Origin of the sequence: Paenibacillus sp. DCT19 (assembly GCF_003268635.1) — a bacterium.
Taxonomy (GTDB): Bacteria; Bacillota; Bacilli; order Paenibacillales; family Paenibacillaceae; genus Paenibacillus.
This window is the reverse complement of the sequence record NZ_CP029639.1, coordinates 4,682,600-4,701,810: the sequence shown is the minus strand read 5'-3', so window position 1 is coordinate 4,701,810 and position 19,211 is coordinate 4,682,600. Positions and strand designations below refer to the sequence as shown.

General features: G+C 40.7%; 21 protein-coding genes and 2 pseudogenes. All 23 read left to right on the top strand.

Features of this window, described 5'->3' with window-relative positions; all coding sequences use genetic code 11:
* Positions 1-7 precede the first annotated feature (7 nt).
* Entirely contained in the window at positions 8-643 is a 636-nt protein-coding gene (locus DMB88_RS21555) for a hypothetical protein (RefSeq protein ID WP_128102989.1), read from the top strand.
* Positions 640-2,064 (top strand): contractile injection system protein, VgrG/Pvc8 family, encoded by a 1,425-nt coding sequence (locus DMB88_RS21550; RefSeq protein ID WP_128102988.1) that lies wholly within the window; start codon positions 640-642, stop codon positions 2,062-2,064. Before DMB88_RS21555 ends, DMB88_RS21550 begins: the two co-directional genes overlap by 4 nt.
* A gap of 89 nt (positions 2,065-2,153) precedes the next feature.
* On the top strand, positions 2,154-3,425 hold the full coding sequence (locus DMB88_RS21545; protein ID WP_164848755.1) for a pentapeptide repeat-containing protein: 1,272 nt from the start codon (positions 2,154-2,156) through the stop codon (positions 3,423-3,425).
* Positions 3,422-3,991, top strand: coding sequence for a hypothetical protein (locus DMB88_RS21540; protein WP_128102986.1), 570 nt, complete (start codon positions 3,422-3,424; stop codon positions 3,989-3,991). Before DMB88_RS21545 ends, DMB88_RS21540 begins: the two co-directional genes overlap by 4 nt.
* A 37-nt stretch (positions 3,992-4,028) precedes the next feature.
* Positions 4,029-4,505, top strand: coding sequence for a DUF4280 domain-containing protein (locus tag DMB88_RS21535; protein WP_056695786.1), 477 nt, complete (start codon positions 4,029-4,031; stop codon positions 4,503-4,505).
* Between the two features lie 69 nt (positions 4,506-4,574).
* Positions 4,575-5,747, top strand: a complete 1,173-nt coding sequence (locus tag DMB88_RS21530) for a contractile injection system protein, VgrG/Pvc8 family (protein WP_128102985.1) — start codon at positions 4,575-4,577, stop codon at positions 5,745-5,747.
* 2 nt (positions 5,748-5,749) lie between these two features.
* Positions 5,750-7,132, top strand: coding sequence for a GH-E family nuclease (locus tag DMB88_RS31465; RefSeq protein ID WP_254438289.1), 1,383 nt, complete (start codon positions 5,750-5,752; stop codon positions 7,130-7,132).
* Positions 7,133-7,146: 14 nt separating this feature from the next.
* Complete coding sequence (locus tag DMB88_RS21520) at positions 7,147-7,572, top strand: hypothetical protein (protein ID WP_128102984.1); 426 nt, start codon at positions 7,147-7,149, stop codon at positions 7,570-7,572.
* 3 nt (positions 7,573-7,575) lie between these two features.
* Positions 7,576-7,992 carry a hypothetical protein gene (locus DMB88_RS21515; protein ID WP_128102983.1) on the top strand — a complete coding sequence of 139 codons (417 nt, stop codon included), beginning with the start codon at positions 7,576-7,578 and terminating at the stop codon, positions 7,990-7,992.
* 984 nt (positions 7,993-8,976) lie between these two features.
* Positions 8,977-9,542: pseudogene (locus DMB88_RS21510) on the top strand (HNH endonuclease).
* A 17-nt stretch (positions 9,543-9,559) separates the two neighbouring features.
* The gene (locus DMB88_RS21505) at positions 9,560-10,027 is read left to right on the top strand and encodes a DUF6985 domain-containing protein (protein ID WP_128102982.1); all 468 of its coding nucleotides are present in this window, start codon (positions 9,560-9,562) and stop codon (positions 10,025-10,027) included.
* Between the two features lie 185 nt (positions 10,028-10,212).
* Positions 10,213-10,320: pseudogene (locus DMB88_RS32195) on the top strand (helix-turn-helix domain-containing protein); the annotation flags it as partial.
* 15 nt (positions 10,321-10,335) lie between these two features.
* Positions 10,336-10,458 (top strand): hypothetical protein, encoded by a 123-nt coding sequence (locus DMB88_RS31795; protein ID WP_302476276.1) that lies wholly within the window; start codon positions 10,336-10,338, stop codon positions 10,456-10,458.
* Complete coding sequence (locus DMB88_RS21500) at positions 10,442-11,113, top strand: SMI1/KNR4 family protein (RefSeq protein ID WP_128102981.1); 672 nt, start codon at positions 10,442-10,444, stop codon at positions 11,111-11,113. Before DMB88_RS31795 ends, DMB88_RS21500 begins: the two co-directional genes overlap by 17 nt.
* Before the next feature lie 32 nt (positions 11,114-11,145).
* On the top strand, positions 11,146-11,349 hold the full coding sequence (locus tag DMB88_RS21495; protein WP_128102980.1) for an SMI1/KNR4 family protein: 204 nt from the start codon (positions 11,146-11,148) through the stop codon (positions 11,347-11,349).
* Between the two features lie 95 nt (positions 11,350-11,444).
* Positions 11,445-11,936: an immunity protein YezG family protein gene (locus tag DMB88_RS21490; RefSeq protein ID WP_128102979.1), complete on the top strand. Its 492-nt coding sequence runs from the start codon at positions 11,445-11,447 to the stop codon at positions 11,934-11,936.
* Positions 11,937-12,201: 265 nt separating this feature from the next.
* Entirely contained in the window at positions 12,202-12,546 is a 345-nt protein-coding gene (locus tag DMB88_RS21485; protein WP_128102978.1) for a hypothetical protein, read from the top strand.
* Entirely contained in the window at positions 12,543-12,836 is a 294-nt protein-coding gene (locus DMB88_RS30505) for a hypothetical protein (RefSeq protein WP_174715311.1), read from the top strand. Before DMB88_RS21485 ends, DMB88_RS30505 begins: the two co-directional genes overlap by 4 nt.
* A gap of 17 nt (positions 12,837-12,853) precedes the next feature.
* Entirely contained in the window at positions 12,854-13,819 is a 966-nt protein-coding gene (locus tag DMB88_RS21475) for a hypothetical protein (RefSeq protein ID WP_128102977.1), read from the top strand.
* 16 nt (positions 13,820-13,835) lie between these two features.
* On the top strand, positions 13,836-14,162 hold the full coding sequence (locus tag DMB88_RS21470; protein WP_254438287.1) for a hypothetical protein: 327 nt from the start codon (positions 13,836-13,838) through the stop codon (positions 14,160-14,162).
* A 376-nt stretch (positions 14,163-14,538) separates the two neighbouring features.
* Positions 14,539-15,468: a WG repeat-containing protein gene (locus DMB88_RS21465; RefSeq protein WP_164848754.1), complete on the top strand. Its 930-nt coding sequence runs from the start codon at positions 14,539-14,541 to the stop codon at positions 15,466-15,468.
* Between the two features lie 25 nt (positions 15,469-15,493).
* On the top strand, positions 15,494-16,447 hold the full coding sequence (locus tag DMB88_RS21460; RefSeq protein WP_128102975.1) for a suppressor of fused domain protein: 954 nt from the start codon (positions 15,494-15,496) through the stop codon (positions 16,445-16,447).
* A 484-nt stretch (positions 16,448-16,931) separates the two neighbouring features.
* The gene (locus tag DMB88_RS21455; RefSeq protein WP_128102974.1) at positions 16,932-19,211 is read left to right on the top strand and encodes a hypothetical protein; all 2,280 of its coding nucleotides are present in this window, start codon (positions 16,932-16,934) and stop codon (positions 19,209-19,211) included.

Genomic DNA, 19,211 nt, shown 5'->3' with positions numbered 1-19,211 from the left:
TGTAACAATGAAGCATTGGGATGAGAAGATTGTTGCAATGATGAACGGCATGAAAATGAATTCGGTTGAAGATGACAATTATGGGCATATCCCAGAAGACCCTGAGCCGGATTTGAAGGCAGCTTTTCTACAAATTGGTGGCAACCCGTATTCTTTTCAGGAAACAGAACTGCTGGAAGGCAAGCTGTGGATGATGCTGCCTCGAACGTTCAAACCGATGTCTGAACAAATGATGAATATGAAGTACCCTTCACAGCATAGACCAAGCACAATCTACACCAATGCTGAGGGCACGATTAATATCGCAGTGAACCATACGATAAATCCATTACCTGCAGAGGATCTACCGTTATTTAAACAGAGCATGATTCAGATATTGCGGCGAACGCAGAAGCTCACGAAGTGGTACGGGGATGGAGATCGCATGGTCGGAGGACGTGAAGCGGCGACATGTGAATTTTTGACTCCTGTCGTATACGCAAACTTATATCATTTGATGTTATTTACTTCTTTGGAGGATCGGGCACTAATCTGTACTTTCAATTGTACAGACCATGAACTGGATGACTGGCAACGCGTGGCTTCAGCAATCATGAATTCGGTTCGATTTGAAGTCCATGACGAAAGGGATGCTGGAGAATGAGCATTGAAGCCTTATCTTACAAAAATGTGAGAGTGAGTCCATTTGAGGTAATTAGTCTTCGTGAGTTAACGATTACTAAACAGATGAATGAGCACGCTCGTGTGAGATTCACGGGAATTGTAGATGAAGAGAAGAAGGATTCTTATGTACGTTTAAGTGGTTCCGATACACTTGTGGAGATTAGCCAAGTCGATGATCAAGGCAGTACATCTGTATTGTTCAGCGGTCTAATCCTTAATGTTAGCGTTATGGTGCAGGGCGGCGTCTACTTACTTGAAGTTGAGGGCATCTCCCATACCCATGAACTCGATATCCGTAAGAAAAGTCGTTCTTTTCAAAACCACAGTATGACATATCCCCAGCTATTGGATCAGATTGCGGCTGGTTACCCTAATATCGATATTATGGATGCGGCGACGGACGGAGCAGCGATTGGAAAGTTTACTCTTCAGTATGAGGAGACGGATTGGCAATTTCTGAAGCGGATTGCATCTCGACTGCGGACAGGACTCATGCCTGCTTCCGTATTTGATACACCCAAATTTTATTTTGGTTTGTTCGATACTTCATCTAAAGGCAAGCTGCAGGATTTTAACTACAGAGTTCGCAAACGGATGGATAAATTCCGATACACTTCTCAGAACACGAAGGTTGAGGTGGGTGAGGAGGACTATGTGTATTACGAGGTTGAGACGAACCGTGTACTTGATCTGGGAAATGCCATTGAATTTAAAGGCAAGCTGCTGTACGTATATGAAGCTTTTACGGAAATGAAAAATGGACTATTAAAGCACCGTTATACACTGAGTACTCACCGGGGTCTCAGACAAAATACATTTTATAACGATAAAATTATTGGCGTTTCCTTGCAAGGTGTCGTTATCGGTATTAGTAAAGATAAATTGAAGATACATCTGCAAATCGATCAAGCTCAGAATGAGGGTGAGGCACATGCTTTTCCTTACCAATCTGTGTATACCGCAGAAGGAAACAGTGGTTGGTACGTTATGCCGGAGAAAGGCGATCATGTGCGGGTGTATTTCCCTGGTAACAAGGAAGAAGAAGGGGTCGCTACAAGCTCGGTACGTCAGAACTCGGATGAGGGTGAGAGCAACAAGCTGAGCAACCCAGATCACAAATACTTCCGTACAGCAGCAGGGAAGGAATTGAAGATGACACCTGAAGAGGTGATTGTTACTGGCAAGGATGGGGAGATCTTTATTCGTCTCAGTGAAGGCGGGGGGATTGAGATTATTAGTAGTCAGCAGATCACGATCTCTGCTAAGGAAGATATTATGATGAATGCTGAGAAAAGCATTGTGTTCTCTGCGAAGGAAGAAATCAGTCTAACCTGCAAAGAGAGTAATATCAAAATGGATGGTACGACCTCTCTAGTAGGAACTGAATTGAAAACCAATTAAACGCTAGTAACAAAGAGTATAAAGCGAAAAATGTTTACAATATTCATCTGACAACGAATTAATGACATTCAAGGAAGAGGGGGATGCTCGTGACTACTGCGCTTGAGCAGTTCAAGCAAGAGATCGTAATACCTCTGCGGAATCGTGTGATGCTGCAATGGGAGCAGGTCTATCAGCAGAATCGCGAACGACTGAAAGCAGAATTTATTCGGCATTTTGCCAAGCAGTGCCAGTTGGTACTGGACATGCAGAACATCGGTGAACATGGAGCCGTGGGACACTTCACGTATTCTCTACTTCGAACACAATTGCTAGAAGGGAAGGCTCTCTATTTGACCGAAGCTGCAGACGAAACGTGGTTATTCGATCCTTCTCCTATTGAGGGAGCTTACGATGCTTCATGGGCGTTTGGCTACCTGGATATTATGCTGGCTTGCTGGAAGGAGGAATTGGAGCGACCGGGATCTTCCTATACAGGCTCCATTACACAACCAGAACTGGAACGCTTGTTATTACGAGAAGCAGCGCATGGACATGCTTATGTAACTCATCTGATCCACCAAGCGATGCCCGAGGCAGTGCAATGTGAATCATTTATTAATCTAGAGAAGTGTCCTGCTATTGAAGTACGTGTAGGTGAATATTTGGATGTCAGTGAGTTGGTATACAAAACAGATGCTGAACCTGCGGATGAAGTCGAGATCCGAAAGTGGCTCGCTGAAAGAACAGAAGAAGTCTACGGCTATGCAGCCTTAGAACATCTGGATCTGGCTGGAGGAGACTACAGTGGAATGGATTTCCGTTTCTCAGCGTTTCGCGATATTGCGTTTGGCGGGAGTCAATTCGAAAATAGCAATCTGGTAAACACGGTGTGGGAACAATGTGACTTAACGGACACTCGCTGGAATGGCAGCCAGATGTACGGCGCCCGGTTCCGAAACTGTAGGATGGTTGGCGCTCTATTTCATGGAATTGAAGCAAGGCAGGGGATGCCTAATCCAGAGATCTGGGATGCACCTGGATTCAACCCAGTTTCCTTCGCAGGGGCGGATCTAAGAGAAGCTGACTTTATACTGGCAGATCTTCAAGGAGCCGATTTTAGAGAAGCATCGATTGAAAACACCGTGTTTGGCGTGTGCAATTTGGCTGATACGGATTTTCGAGGGACGGATGTATCTAAAGTGGATTTCACAGGTTCCCGTTTGGACAGAGCGCAAATGGATCTTGGAACTTCTTGCCGCATTCTGGATCGCCCGGTAGTACGGATACGAGAAGGAATAGATCATATGGCTGGCATGATGGAAGAACAGTTAGCGCAATTATTGGATAAGAGCTCAGGGCAAGGAGGAAAGCTCGTATGAGGCACAATTGGTTCCAAATCATACAGGATACACGTGTAACAGGAGCGATTGAGCCCGTGGGAGTCAAAAGTATTATTCAGCCTGAGTGGATGAGAGGCGAGCAATTAAATGAACTCGAACAATCGAATTTACAGTTTACCATCCGTCCGAATCGAAGGCCTGTAGCTGTAGATCTGATTGAACGCCCATATCCATTGTGGTCGGATGAGCTTAAACGCCTGTTACATACCTTTGCCCCACGTCTCATGTTTCGTTTGGTTGGATTGATGGACATGGAAAGACAGCAATTGCATCCGTATTGGTTCATGGTGCCTCCACGTCTGAATGCTCTATCTCGAAGCAGTACCTTTGACAATAGTGGCAAGTTAAATGTGCTTCAAGTTGATGCGGATCAATTAAGCAGCACATCTTGGCCCATTATTTATGTGGCGGATGAACGATTGCGAGAAACGGTGATATTGGTGAATCTTGCTCTGGCTGAAGCAATATTACGAAGGGAATATACTGGTTTGCGGTTGCAACGTGTGAATCAGGTTGAAGGGGAGAACCGTTTACTGAGTCTATAAAATCATCTGGGTGAAACCCAGCGGAGGAGGAAAATCAATGGCTGAAGCGATTGGAGCGACGAGACCGGATGTAGTGGATGAAGGGGCTGGAGGCCCAACGTATGTTGTGGCCGGAGCGATCTTAAGTTGTTCTTGTGGTACACAGTTGAATCGATTGAAAATACCTTACAGCCATGGCGTGCATCTAAAGGAGAAAGCACAACTGAACGTGGCTGATGCAACACCGATGATTCACATCATGCCGTTTGGTAACTGTACCAGCCAATTGAATCCTGTCGTTCAGACAGGTGAATTCGATATTGAAGGTGTCCAGAAGGCACCCTGTATTCCTTCCATCTCTACACCATGGATGGAGGGCAAAACAGATGTGCTCATTGAGAATGAACCTGCACTGTTAAGTACCTGCATGAATATGTGTCTCCACGGAGGCTACATCCAGATTGAAGATGATGGTCAAGAGCTTGGAGGGTCTTCCATAGGCGGCACAACCGGGTTTGGCGGTAACATCAGGTAATGAACATCTTAGAGCTATAGCTGAGACCTTTTTTCCGTGTGCTGACATTGCTAGGAAAGAAGTGAGACGATGAGTGTAGTGGAAGCGGCAGTGGGTATGGGGAATATCCGATGTATATCTCCATACACGTTGCAGAACATACAACATTTGCGGATCGAGCGGAGTGCAGGAGAACATGCTCGCTTGTATTTGCAAGGCATTATTCCAGAAGATCATCAGGATCAGGATCTGAACCGGCTCGCCAAAGATGAGACCGTGTCGTTGGTGGAGATCGGAGAACAGGGGCAGGAAGTTCGCAAGCTGTTCCAAGGACTTGTACTGGATGTTAGCATCCGCCGAGTACAAGGGATATACATATTGGAGCTAGAGGCAGTGTCTTATTCGTATCTGCTAGACATAGAACCTCGTATTCGTTCGTTCCAGAACAAGGATCAGGACTGTGAGGACGTCATTCGGCAGGTATTGAAGGTTTATCCGAGATCAGATGTCATTGATTATGTGAGTGGAAGCTCGAAACTAGGAGCCTTAACGCTGCAATATCGAGAGACGGATTGGGCTTTCTTACGCCGACTCGCGTCACGGTTCGGCGCAGCGATCATTCCGGAAATATCAGCTGACTCTCCTAAACTGTATATTGGCGTGCCAGATGGCCGGTATACGGAACTGCCAGATCAAGCGTATACGCTAAGGAGAGATATGAAGGCGTTGAAAGAAGCTTGGTCGGTAGGTGCTATGGGGGTAACGGAGAAAGACTTCACGAGTTATATGATAGATACCCATCGCTGGTTGGCGCTTGGAGATACTGTGCTCTTCCACGAGGAGGAGCTGAAAGTAGCCGCTTGTGTAAGCCAAACGGTAGGAGGGTTGCTTCGACATACGGTTACGCTTAGTCCAGAAAGTGGAATTCGGCAAAATGAAATCAGGAACGATGACATTGCCGGAGCAGCACTAGAAGGCAAAATTATCGGTGTTACCAAAGACACGGTAAAAGTCCATCTGGATGTGGATGCCTCGCAATCGGAAGCGGAAGCAAGCTGGATGCCTTATTCGGCTGTATATGCCGGAGATGGCGGTGGATTCTACAGCATGCCAGAATCCGGCTCGGCTGTTCAAGTGTATTTTGCTAGTGGTCAAGAGAGCGACGCATTCGCGATGGGCTCTGTGCGTCGGGCAGTCAGCCTTCTCCCAAGACTGCAGATCCAGCAACGAAGAGCTGGGGAACGAATTATGGCAAAGAAATGAAAATGACGGATTCGGAAATGTCTCTAATTGCGACAGAAGGTAGTCTATTCATCACACTGGACGGCGGCGGGGTCACCATTCAGAGTAATAGCGGAATTGTAGCATCCGGTGGGCAGGAGATTACGCTTGAGAGCGAGAAGAAGATAGGGATTGAGGCACAGGAAACCATTTTCCTACAGTGCGGAGACAGCAGTATGATTCTGGATGGCATGACCGACCTGAAGGGCAGTGAAGTGCTGCTCGATGGCCTAATCAAAATGCCTGTAACCGTGGAGGATCTTGAGCCAGTACCAGAAGCGCCATTTGTGTCTGAGGTACAGGTGGAAGAGGAACCCGAAGAGGAAAAGAAGGGCTTCTGGGGAAAAGTGCTGGATGTAACTCAGACCGTACTGGATGTTGTCGGCATGATCCCGGTGGTGGGTGAGGTCGCTGACCTAGCTAACGCAGCAATCTATGCGGCTCGAGGGGACTATACCAACGCGGCGTTGTCCGCTGCGGCGGCGATCCCGTTCGTAGGCTGGGCAGCAACGGGTGCCAAGTTTGCCATCAAAGGCGCCAAGCTAGTTAAAAAAGCGGGCAAAGTGGTCGACAGTGTCGTTGGTGCAGCCACGAAGATTGCAGATAAGGCAGGTCAAGTTGCGAAGGCCATCGGTGATCTCGCCAATAAAGCTGGCGATGCGATCTCGGGTGCACTCGGTAAAGTCATGACCAAGGCGAAGGGACTTGCCAGTAACTTCAGTCCAGCAGATCTAGCGAACAAGCTCAAAGGCAAGCTGGATGCTCTGATGATGAAGTCGCCGAAGCTTGGGAACGCGCTCACGAAAGCAACTGATTTCACACGTGGTCTGATGGCAGATTTGATGTCGGATGCGATGTTCTCTGCCGCAATAGATATGCTTAGTAATTATGCGGATTCGAATATATTATTGTCGGCCATGATGATTGTGGGTAGCACAGGTGGTGGTGGCAAGAAGGGCACTACGAACCCAGAGAAGAAAAAGAAAGCTAAAAAGAAAAAGAAATTAAGAGAACAATACTTAGGCAGAACACCCGGGAAAAAGTCTAGAACCGGGCGTGAAGTAATAGAAAGAATGAAAAATGAGAAACCTCCTAAAATCAGAAAAACACGTAGTGGCAAAATCCAGTATAAGGCGAGCGATGATGCATGGTATGATCTTAGTACAGCAGATATGGCACATCGTAATGATCCCCCTCACACTGATGCAGTTACATGGTGGAACAACGTAGGTAGGTACCATGGAGCGAAATCCAAAGAAGTAAGGGATTGGATGTTAGATTCTAATAACTATGTATTAGATCATTACAGCCTTAATCGATCGGATGGGGCAAAACTGAATCAAAAATATCTACCACCTAAAAAGTAATTGGAGGAAAAAAGTTGGAACTTGATGATAATCTATATGAACAGATCGTAACATTGTGCAATGAAGGCGATGCTCATTCAGAAGAAGGGGAACTGGATCAAGCTATACGAAAATATTTAACTGCTTTAAATTTGGTGCCTGTTCCGAAGCACGTATGGGAAGCAAGTACATGGATATATACTGCATTAGGTGATGCATATTTTATTAATGAGGAGTATGAGTTTGCAAAAAACAATTACTTTAACGCTCTAAACTGTCCAGACGGGATTTCAAACCCATTAATTTTGTTGAACCTTGGAGAGAGTCTAGTAGAATGTGGAGAAATTAATAGAGCAAAGGAATATCTTTTAAAAGCTTATATGCTAGAAGGGTATGAGATTTTTTCAGAAGAAGATGAAAAATACTATGAGTTGATTAAAGACTCAATCAAAGGAGTGTAGAAAATGGCTCAGTTAGAAGCAAATATTAAAGAAAAATTCGAATCAATAATTAATGAGAGTAATGAACAATTTCATAATGGTAAGCAAAAAGAATCTATTGTATTACTTGAAGAGGCATGGGAGCTAATACCAGAACCAAAAGGAATCTATAGTGAAAGTTATCATTTGGTAGAGGATATAATTGATACATTATTTCTTTTGCAAGATTTCAATAAAGCATATGAATGGTCAAAAAAAATATTTATTACAGGTTTCATGCGTTTCGATACAGGAACAAAAGAATTTATTTCGGCAAAAGCAGCTTTTGAATTAGGAAAATTTGATCTAGCCAGAGATTTTTTTAATTTTGCATTTAAAAAGTCTGAAGGCAGATGCTTTGAAGATGAGGATCCTAAATATCTTGAGTTTTTTAAAAGTTAAAAAATTTTTAGTTTTAATTTAGATATTTTAAGTCTAATAAAGACAATTGGTGTTAGTCATCACATCAACATTCTCTGGTTATTTTATTAATCGGAGAATGTTTTTTTTAAATTAAGTAGTGAAATTTATGCAGCACGAGGAGACTATACCAATGCGGCGTTGTCCGCTGCCGCGGCGATCCCGTTAGGCTGGGCAGCAACGGGTGCCAAGTTTGCCATCAAAGGCGCCAAGCTAGTTAAAAAAGCGGGCAAAGTAGTCGACAGCGTCGTAGGTGCAGCCACAAAGATTGCAGATAAGGCAGGTCAAGTTGCGAAGGCCATCGGTGATCTCGCCAATAAAGCTGGCGATGCGATCACGGGTTCACTCGGTAAAGTCATGACCAAGGCGAAGGGACTTGCCAGTAACTTCAGTCCAGCAGATCTAGCGAACAAGCTCAAAGGCAAGCTGGATGCTCTGATGATGAAGTCGCCGAAGCTTGAAAACGGACTTAAAATGGCGGGTGGCATGGCCAAAGGCTTCATGCAGAATCTACTCATGAGTGAAGCGATGAATTATGGCTTGGAACAATTAAGCCAATACGTCGATTCGGATACAATGACTAAAGCCATGATTCTGATGAGTATGCTAAGTGGCAAGTTCAAGAAGAGTCAGAACCAAGGGATTACTTCCAATAATAAAGGTTCTGGTGATAAGGATAAGAGCAATAAAGATAAGGATTCAGGTAACAAGGATAAGGACAAGGATAAACCGAAAGACAAAGATAAGACGAAGGACAAAACAAAAGACAAAACAAAAGACAAAACAAAAGACAAAACAAAAGACAAAACAAAAGACAAAACTAAGGATGAACCAAACAAACCTAAACCGAAGGATCAGGAAACGGACAAATCTAAAGGGAAAACGGGAGACAATCCAGAGGATTCGTCATCATCAGACTCTAAGAAGGATAAGGACGGTACCGAGGGTAAGGATAGAACAGATGATATTCCACCTGCATTCAAACAAACTGAGTTTTCAAGTCCGTACGAAGCAAGATATAATTATACTCCTTCCCCAGATAATCGAACAGTTGAATTTAAGGATGTGGACGCGAGAGGGGAATCTCTCTGTACTCTTAAGCCACCACCAGATCCTAAAATAAAGAAAATATTAGATGAAGCTGGTATTAAGGGGATACAATATAAAAATGCTGTTCCTGATTTTTCGCCAGTTGCAAAGGCTCAAATAGAAATTGATTATATGTTAGGTGGAAAGGGGAAATATGGTGGAAAAGCCAGAACAAACAATTTTGCTCAGGCAGATCAACAATTGGCAGATCAAATTAATAAATCTCCTGAACTAGCAAGCCAATTCGGAATGGTTCCTGGAAAAGTCACTGCGAGGGATATTGATAAATACCGAGAAAAAACAAATTCACATGGCATGAATTAAATGATGGAAAAACAATACAACTCGTGCCGACTATAATAAATAGTAAATTTGGTCACCTTGGTGGTGTAGGAGAGATAAACGCTGGAGCTTTCGAACCCGGGGGATTTGCCAATAAATAAGTAAAGGGGATTCTAACATGAAAATAAAAGACTCCGTTTTTGGTGAACTTGAATATGACTATGTTTGGTCTAAGGACATGCAGATAAACTTTCTAGGAAAAGAAATTGGAATATCATTTATCGTTAAAGGTGATGAAGACGGTAAATTTGATAATGAACAGTATGTAGCTTATAAACTGCTGATGCAAAATTGGGAGGATGTACAACGAAGCCTTTTACAACCTATATTAGATTATTACAATCAAAAGCGATATGAACTAGGTTATGATACTTCATATAATGAGAACTATCCTCATATTGAAACAACAGACCAGCTCGTTGAGATGATCTCTATGGATGGAATAGTTATACCCTATGGCGACATCTATGAAGAGAGAGATATTGGAATACTTTTTAATTGTACATGGGACATCGAAAATGGGCTAGGGCTTCGTCTATTAGATGAAAAGGTGATTGAAGTAGGATATCAGGATGTTGCTATTTAGAAACTACTTTTAACAGATTTATCAATATCGAATAAATGAACCAAGAATCAAACTCAAAAGCTTTTTCGAGCTTTGATATGCTCCTATTATAGTAGACAGTGGAAAAAAACTACTTCTACCATGATGTGAGTTTTTGTAATGTCTAAACGAAGACGGATTGCGTATGAAACTAAAATTCAATTGTAGTGAGTTGCTTACAGCACAAAACCAATCCAAACTTTGAAGCAAGCACAGTGAGAGATTGGATAAGAAAATATCAAGCAGAGGGAGAAGTAGGATTACGTATATCCAGAGGATGGAAACCTTATATGAAAGAACAACGACTTGCAGCCATATCCGATGTACTTCCTATAGATCAAACCGCTAAAGAAAAATACATAAAAGAAGATACAAAAAAAGGAGGAGCTACAAAAGATGACGATAATGGATGAGTTATTTAATGAAATGGAGGCACGACTAACTAAACTAGGTATGTCGACGGGTGACAATAAAGTTGAGGGGAAAGTAGAGGATATTGAAAAAAAATATGTGATATCTTTACCAAAATTATATAAACAATTTCTGTCGAGGTACGAAGAAGTTGAATTCGAGCAAGAAATTCAATTTAAAACTATTGAAAACACGCTATGGTCTCATGGTGATGGCTTTGAGTCGTTAGCTTCATTTTTTGTTACTTCAGATGGAACAAATAAACTAGAAACAAAAATCGAACAATATTATGAACGAATTCCAACATCGATTTTTCCAATTGCTGATGATTCAGCAGGAAATCTAATATGTATTGGAGTTAAAGATGACGAATATCGAGGAAGAATTTACTTTTGGGATCACGAAAATGAATTGGTTGCAAAGGTGATGTTGGACGAGGATTTGAAAGATGTATCAAGCATTGATAATTATTGGGATAATGTTTATTTAATCGCGGAATCTTTTATTGATTTTATTAGAAGCCTAGAGATGAAAAATGATAATATCGTAGAGGATATTAACTCTAAAATCATTGGCATTAATATGAGTAGTAACTTTATGGAGAAAATGAGGTTAGCAAGAGAAAAATTAGAAGCAAAAGAAAAACGTGAAAAATAAATGTTCCTGCATATAAAGAGAGGTAATGAATCATGAAGAATAATAAGTTTTTTATTGAAGGTCCATTTCCTGGGTTGAATTCAAAAGACATTGAATTGTTTGAAGCAGAGTATGGTATTTCTTTTCCATATGATCATAAGCAATTTTTAATATCTCATAATGGTGGGAAAACTGGTTCACGCAGAAGATTCACTCCAATCAAAAGCTCATTCCTACTCATAGTAAAGTTGGAATAAGCTTATAAAAGTTATCACCTTATATCTTAGTGAGAAGGAACACTGGTACTCGGTAAAGGCATCGAAGTAACAATAAACAATAAAAGTAGGGACAAATAAATGGAGAAACACTGAATCATTTATATCGACAGATCGCTGAGACGGTTAATGAAATGATACCTGAGGGTTGGAAAAAGTTTTATTTTTATGCTCAGGTTTCTGACGATGGTGGAGGAACTTACTTTTACTACCAACCAGAAAAAGAGCCTGATAGGTGTGAACATAGTCTTGAGATCCCTTTCAAGTACCAAGTGAACGAAAGAGAATTCAAATTAAATAAAAGAAAACTCCTGTCATTAGCAGAAGAATTGAGAGAATTATTTCAAGAAGAAGGGCAAGAATTATGGTATTCTTTCACGCTAAGTTTAGAAATATCCGGGAGTTTAAAAGTACACTTTGACTATACAAATTGGTTTGATACCAGTTACAGCTTTAGTAACCAACTTATAATTTGGAAGTATAAATATTTAAAAGAATTTCCTCAAGACGTGGATTTACAAAACCTAATAGCTAGATACACTGAGGAATTTCCTGATAATCCAATTTAAGTTAGTATCTTTGGTATAGATCTTTAAAATGGTATGAGTTAGTTGTTGCTTCATTTAATTAGATTTTTCCTTCATAAGAAAATCAGAGAAGTCAACAAGTTGAAAATTCCAAAGGTTATGGTTAATAAAACTTTACCCCACGACTGCGAATGAAAAAATTTAGGCAGGCTTTGGTTAGAATACGGGAGCCTGCCTCTTATAATTGATAGAAACTTGGGTTTGTTGTACATAGTTAATAGAAACGTACTCTAAGATAGTGCAAGTCATGACCAAGGAGAAGAGGCTTACCAGTAACTTCAGTCCAGCAGATCTAGCGAACAAGCTCAAAGGCAAGCTGGATGCTCTGATGATGAAGTCGCCGAAGCTTGCGAACGCGCTCACGAAAGCAACTGATTTCACACATGGTCTGATGGCAGATTTGATGTCGGATGCGATGTTCTCTGCCGCAATAGATATGCTTAGTAAGTATGTGGATTCGAATATATTATTGTCGGCCATGATGGTTGATCATGATAAAGGTGACTTTGTAGAAGAAGTGGCCAAGCAAATTGCTAAAGATATTTCTGACTTATTCCAAGTTGGTAGAAACGGAATTGATGAACCTTTTTGACCAAAGGCCCGCCTCCTAAATTAACTATGATTGAGGCTAAAACATCGGAGTGGAGTAGTTTTAGTTATTCAACGGAGCAAAAACTGGGTGGTGCTAAATACTTTGAAGTCATGTCAGGACGTAAAAATAAGAGTTTTGCAGACTTTAAGGCGAAGTATAAAAAACTCTTAAAAGAAAACCCTGGATTGGAGTTTCAGTTTATCAGGGTGGAAGTGGACATTTCCAAAACCTCAGTGGGCTTTCGTGTAGATGTTGTAAAAGTTAAGGACTGGAGTAAGGAGATTAAATAACGTTTAAGGAGATGCATATGGTTAATTCAAAAAAAATACAAATGGCTTATAGAAGATACGTCAAAAATTTCATAGGTGGTAACGCTCTAGACGAATATGAAGAAGCAAAAAAAGAAATTGATGAAATCGTCGAATGTAATAATACAGAGATCGACCATATTTTGTTAATTGATTTAGATAATATATCTGACTTTTGGCTCGAAGCCTGGAAAAATAATGTCTTAATCGAAGAGGGGCGAGATATAACAGCATTAAAAAAGCTTCAACAACTTAAATTTTATCAATGTATGTGTAGACAGCTTTATAAAGATCGTTATCCAAATATGAAATTAATGGATTATTCTTTTCAGAACAGCATTATTGCACTAATACACTTTAATATGTTTGGATGGGAAAAAGAGGAACAGATTTTCTATGACTTTATAGTTGAGTATTTAGGTGGAAATATCATGGAAGCTAACGATTGGAATCAACATATCTGGTTTCTATTAGAGTTACATCTCCAGCATACCCAACAAATAATTGAAGGAACAAATGAATATGTTCACTTGGCCGTGAAATCGGCATTAACAGAACGTGATCAGCCATGTAGCTTGATTCCAGAAGAACTTGGCATTTATAGAGAAGTGTTGGAACGTTGGAATACATCTGATTTGCATGAAATTACTCAATTAATTGACAAAATGTCTGAGCATCATTCCGTGCTTGCCTCAGAGATCGGGAAATCGCTTGAGTTTGGAAATTATGATTATGCCTTTTATCCCTATGAAATATTGTATTTGCTTCATGTGAGAAAAAAACAAGGTTTACCGAATCCAAACCGTTTTGAAGACTTCTTAATGAACACGCCTGAGGCTAAAATGAATATTCAGAATCCAGAACCTTATCCAGAGTGGGATCCTATATTGCGGATGATTGATGACTTTTACCGTAAAAACTATCCTCAGTATATCCCTAGCCACCATGGAGCATTATTTGAATAAGAGAGGAGAAGTCTAAATGGCGGATGAAGATCTAGTACCCTTAATTTGTAATAACTCAGAGGATGTAGACAATATTTTAAATGATCCAGATGAATCGCTAGTGTATTACAGTATATTGAATTATGGATTGGAGACCAAAAGATTTTTTCTGGACTACAAGGGAGAGATGGATCAGGAAATCGTAAAACTGGGAACTACGGATCAGCTAGAAGAGTTGGGAGAGTTTGACTATAAATATCTTCCTGAAAAAATTAGAGAGGTTAACAAGTTGATTTCTCAAAAAAGGTTATGGTTTGTTTACTTATCCGACAGTAGGGGATTATTATGCACTATTCATCGCTGAACTACAACATAAACATGCGCTAACTCAGGTGGATTTGTTGGAGAATGAAGATATTCCTGAAAAAGAGCGACATATACAGTATTATGTCTAATCGTGATTAATAAAAGAAGTCAGGCAGGTTCTGGTTAGAATACGGAGCCTGTCTATTTGGATCAGTAGTAAACAAGGAATAGGTGTACATAGATAGGAAATACGTTACTTTGAGATATTGCTAGTTAAGGTCATAAGCAAGGAGAAGGAGCTTGCGAGTCACTTCAGTCCAACGGATCTAGTGAACAAGCCAAAAGGTAAGCTGAACGACCTGAAGATGAATTCCCCAAAGCTGGCAAACGGACTCAAGATGGCAACCAGAACCATTCAATTAGGAGGACAGTTGATGATGGAAAAAAATGATCTGTATAAAATTAAGATACAAGATAAGTTTGGATTTATAAATCAACAAGGCGACATAGTAATTGAACCTTATTATAAATCTGTAAATGATTTTTCTGAAGGTGTAGCATATGTTTGGACATTTGATGATAAGGAAGGATATATAAACAATTCAAATAAATGGGTGATAGAATTAAATGCTGATTTTTTAGGTGACTTTGAGTATGGAATGGCAATTGTTATCTATAAAGGTAAGTATGGCTGTATTAATAAGCAAGGAGAATTCGTGATTGAACCAATTTATGAAAGGATTTATGCAATAAATTCGGAGAATTCAGTTATTGCGGAGAAAAAAGGAAAAGTAGGAGTTTTTGGTATTTCAAATCAAATAATTATAGAACCAATTTTTGATGTCTTAGGTACATTTTCAGATGGTTTAGCACTAGCTAAACAAGGATCCGATTTCGGTTTTATAAATGATAAGGGAGAGCAAAAAATCGCTTACCAATATAAGTATGTATCCAATTTTTCTGAGGGATTGGCAGAAGCATCAATAGATGGCGAACGTTATGGTTTTATTAATAAGCAAGGAGAATTTCATATATCCCCGAATTATTACCAAGTATCGAGCTTTTCTGAGGGGCTGGCTGGTTTTAAATTAAAAGCAAATGGAAAATGGGGATATATAGATTCATTAGGAAACGTAGTTATCAAAAATAAATTTCAAAGTGTAGGCGATTTCAATAGTAGTTTAGCAGTAGTTGAAAGCAAAGATATGTATGGTTATATAGACAAACAGGGGGAGTATCTCTTGAAAAATGTCTTTACAACTGCAGATCCTTTTTACAAAGGTCTTGGATGTGTTACATTTAATGGAGAATGGGGCTATGTAGATACGAAAGGGAGTTGGATTTTTAAATCTAATAATTTTTAACTTTATTAAACGGAGGTATTGTTGAGTGTTGAACAGACAACAAGCGATTGAGATCGTTTTAGAAAGGTCTCCGTATTTTGAATTTCTGTGTAAATGTGTTGAATCAATAGGTTTTTGTTTTCAAAATGAATATGAACTAGTTTTAATCGCTGGCAAGAAAAAAACTCCACTAGTAAACATGTTAGGACTATCTAATAAGGGGATTGTGGATATTAATACACTATATTCTCGTGATGAAGCCAATCCAGAACTATGGATAGAACTGGATGAACAGGAGTTATTAAATTTTGCTTCGACATATACTCCCATATCGTACTTAAGGATGACAATAAGTAAGGGGCATTTCGTACATCCTCAAGTTGAAAATATTCTAAATAGAATTCTCATTCCACCGTCAGAGTTTCCATTATCAGATCGAATAGAACTAATATACTGGTCGATCTTTGGATGCATAGAGGCTAAGGTAGTGTGGAGATGTGAGAGAAGTGATTTGTTGATCCTTAAATATGAGAATGCGTTCAATGGACTAGATGTGTACATCACATCGGGTCTAACTAATCCTCAAAATAACAATAGTAATTCACTTATTGAATTCGAAAATGGTAAAGCTTCTGGATATGGATATGAACTTATGATTTTATCAAATACGGATGAGATTGTCTTTAGGAATGAATTAATTCAATGGGCTAAGTATATTGAAAAAACAAATAGTCATATTTATCCTGGACAGTTCTTAGAATATCAAGAAGGGAAGCTTCCAAATACAGACTTAAGTGGATTTATAATTGTTCCGCCAATAGATTTACCTGAAATTATTCCTGTTGTTTCGGGATATGGTAGAATTAACTTGCTTTTAGGAGTAACTTCTGAAGAGTTAGAGGTTGCAAAAACAGAGGACGATATATACATTGTAGCTGATAAAATGTTTGAAGAAGGCTATATTAATTATTCTCCATCGAGAAGAAAATCTGTAATATAATACGATTCAATAATACTCGGTAGCATCTAACTCACCACTGACTTATGTTGTTATTTCCTAATATTTACTAAAATAGGATTTAAAATTTGAAAATGACTGAAATATTTAAGAGCTGAATCAAGCAGATACTATTTTAGAAAAGTATTTTGTACTAATAAGTTAAAAAACAAAGGGCATTAGAAGATAAGGTTAGTTTGACTGCACTTCAATTGTTATACAGTTGAAGTGCAGTTTTTTATGTGTGACGGATTGTAATATGAAATGCGACACCTACTGGAAATAAAGAAAGCAATTGGATGTTCCTGCTAATATTGGAATCTCGGGTTGGCGTGTTTCTTTGTTCCAGAAGTGACAGCTGCTTCACCTGAATTTTTTTGGTTTACCAACAGGACGCTTATGGAAGTGGCCGAAAAATCAGTCATATCGTGTCCGGAAAGAATTTGGAGAAGTGCGATGGCATGGTTCTGAAGCAGAGGACAGGTATGTGATTCGTAGTCCTAGAAATAGTCAGGGTGTCTTGAAGTATACGATGGATACTGCCGACACTTATGCGCTTGGGGATAAAGTGGAGCTTTCTGATGGTAAGGAGCTAACGGTAGTTGAAGCGGTATCTTGCCTTGAATCAGGGCTGCTGATAACATCGTACTGCATGATGCTTGAAGAGCAAATTCACATACCTAGGTGTGAGCTTTCAGATTTAATCGGTCTCTCGCTTTACGGAGAAGTTACTCGAGTGTTGCAAGATCATGTACAAATTGCACTGACGATAGACGAAGGAGTAATTGTACCAAGCGCTTCATGTCCATATCCAGTTGCACCAACGTATGCAGCGGAAGGACATAGTGGGCTTTACATGATGCCTGAGAAAGGGGATACGGTTGAGCTGTATTTCCCTGGAAGTCTTGAATCAGGGGCTTATATCCGCCATTCTGTACCAGAAAGCAAACGTTCTGTCGAAGGTGGTACGGATTATAAGATTTGGGGGCATCCCAACGGTGCTTCGATGGGTATATCGCCTAAAGATGTGACATTGCAGGCCGGATCTGGTCTAGAGATTATTCTTAACGATCAAGGTGTGGTATTGTCTAGTCCGGGTAACCTGACTGTTCAGGGAGGGAGTATAGCCCTAGAGGCTGGGCAGATTAAAGGATCTTCGCCAGAATCCATCTGGCTGATGGGCGGAGGTAGTAGCTTCATTCTAGATGGACAAGCGGATGTACGCGCAGCCCAGATTCAACAAGAAGGGACGAACAAAGCTCCTGTGCATGTTACTGATTTGCCGCTAGAGCCAGAACCCCCGCTAATTCCTATAGAACAATACGAAGCTGCTCAGGCTGCGGCGTTGAATACAGAAGCAGAAAAAGCTGTCCAGCCATCAACAACGAATATGAATGAGGGTTCCTTATTTGGCGCAGCGTTAGCCATTTCCGCCATGATTCCTATCATGGGAGCCCTTGGTGGGCCTGCTGCTATAGTAGCACAAGGTGTGGGCAGTGCTGCAGCAGCAGCAGGAATTATATCCAGTGTTCCGAAAACAGGGTCTTTTAAACCCTCGGGGCTTCGTTTGTTAGATCGATTAAAAGCGGGAGTTAAGCAATTTTTTCAGGATGAAGAAGATGCCAAGCGTAATTTACTTGGTAAGATTGTAACGGCAGCTCGGGAGTTGTCCACCGCAACTTCTTTCCCCGACTTTATTAAGAGACTGCATCAGCAACATCAGGAGATTAGTGCAACTGTCCAGGAGATACCTGATCCAATCAAGAAAAAGTGGGTTTATCAACAACAGCAGCAACAAGCTGAAATGGAGCCAAAGGAAAAGGGATACCGTTTGGTGTATTATTCTCCATGGGGTATCTGGTTGCCTGTGAATGAAAAAGGAGTCTCCGATCAGGCAGCTCTGCAAGCGTACGAGAAGGATACGGGAAGTTTAGATGTTGCCAAAATGAGACAGGGGCCTCATAAATATGAACCTGCGCCAGATATATACCAATTGCAGATCCAAGCATTTAAGCTGGGGATATATCCCTATACAGGAGAAGCTGTATCAGATGGCTATGCCAAAATGATGGTTGCCACACTCACTTTGGATCAAGTGTTGATGGGAGCACAGACCGCGGCGTTTGCGATGTACAGTAGTAAGAGCATGTCGAAAAGCCCAGGCATGAGTCATGCAACCAGCCAGATGATTAAAAATATTCAGAATGCGGAAGCAGCTGCTGCAAGTAAGAAAATGAGTGGCGGTAACGGATTAGCGGCAGCCAAAGGATTTTTCAAGAAAAAATATGAAGAGAGCCAGCGTGTGGGTATAGTTCCCGGGAGTTTCTGGTCGGATTTTAATTCGAAGAAAAAAGGCACAGGAAGTGCAGGGAATGCAGGGAAAACGGGTAGTGAAACGGGAACGAATGCTAAACCTGCTATACCACCAAAAACCTCTAGTGAATCTTCCAAGCCGACTGTGAAACCGGGTTCAAGTGAAAGTAATAAATCAACAGCTGCTAAGCCAACTCCTTCGACTCCAGGAACGAAATCTAAAGGTACAGAGACTCCAAGTGTGAAACCGAAAGAAGCAACACCGAAGCCAGAAGTCTCTAAATCCAGTCCAGTTAATAATAAAACACCGAATGAAGTCAACACTTGGAAGCCTTCTTCAAGGAAGGATAAAGAGAACGCTAAGTCGAAAGAGGATACTAATCCGTCCAAACCGAAGGACAATAAAGAAGATGCTGAGGGGACGGGAAAACCTGAATATATTCCTGTGAATTGA

Bases quoted from the DNA above. Each gene is read 5' to 3' on its own strand.
- DMB88_RS21555 (WP_128102989.1), top strand. From the start codon at position 8: ATGAAGCATTGGGATGAGAAGATTGTTGCAATGATGAACGGCATGAAA.
- DMB88_RS21550 (WP_128102988.1), top strand. From the start codon at position 640: ATGAGCATTGAAGCCTTATCTTACAAAAATGTGAGAGTGAGTCCATTT.
- DMB88_RS21540 (WP_128102986.1), top strand. From the start codon at position 3,422: ATGAGGCACAATTGGTTCCAAATCATACAGGATACACGTGTAACAGGA.
- DMB88_RS21535 (WP_056695786.1), top strand. From the start codon at position 4,029: ATGGCTGAAGCGATTGGAGCGACGAGACCGGATGTAGTGGATGAAGGG.
- DMB88_RS21530 (WP_128102985.1), top strand. From the start codon at position 4,575: ATGAGTGTAGTGGAAGCGGCAGTGGGTATGGGGAATATCCGATGTATA.
- DMB88_RS31465 (WP_254438289.1), top strand. From the start codon at position 5,750: ATGACGGATTCGGAAATGTCTCTAATTGCGACAGAAGGTAGTCTATTC.
- DMB88_RS21515 (WP_128102983.1), top strand. From the start codon at position 7,576: ATGGCTCAGTTAGAAGCAAATATTAAAGAAAAATTCGAATCAATAATT.
- DMB88_RS21505 (WP_128102982.1), top strand. From the start codon at position 9,560: ATGAAAATAAAAGACTCCGTTTTTGGTGAACTTGAATATGACTATGTT.
- DMB88_RS31795 (WP_302476276.1), top strand. From the start codon at position 10,336: ATGAAAGAACAACGACTTGCAGCCATATCCGATGTACTTCCTATAGAT.
- DMB88_RS21500 (WP_128102981.1), top strand. From the start codon at position 10,442: ATGACGATAATGGATGAGTTATTTAATGAAATGGAGGCACGACTAACT.
- DMB88_RS21495 (WP_128102980.1), top strand. From the start codon at position 11,146: ATGAAGAATAATAAGTTTTTTATTGAAGGTCCATTTCCTGGGTTGAAT.
- DMB88_RS21485 (WP_128102978.1), top strand. From the start codon at position 12,202: ATGACCAAGGAGAAGAGGCTTACCAGTAACTTCAGTCCAGCAGATCTA.
- DMB88_RS21475 (WP_128102977.1), top strand. From the start codon at position 12,854: ATGGTTAATTCAAAAAAAATACAAATGGCTTATAGAAGATACGTCAAA.
- DMB88_RS21470 (WP_254438287.1), top strand. From the start codon at position 13,836: ATGGCGGATGAAGATCTAGTACCCTTAATTTGTAATAACTCAGAGGAT.
- DMB88_RS21465 (WP_164848754.1), top strand. From the start codon at position 14,539: ATGATGGAAAAAAATGATCTGTATAAAATTAAGATACAAGATAAGTTT.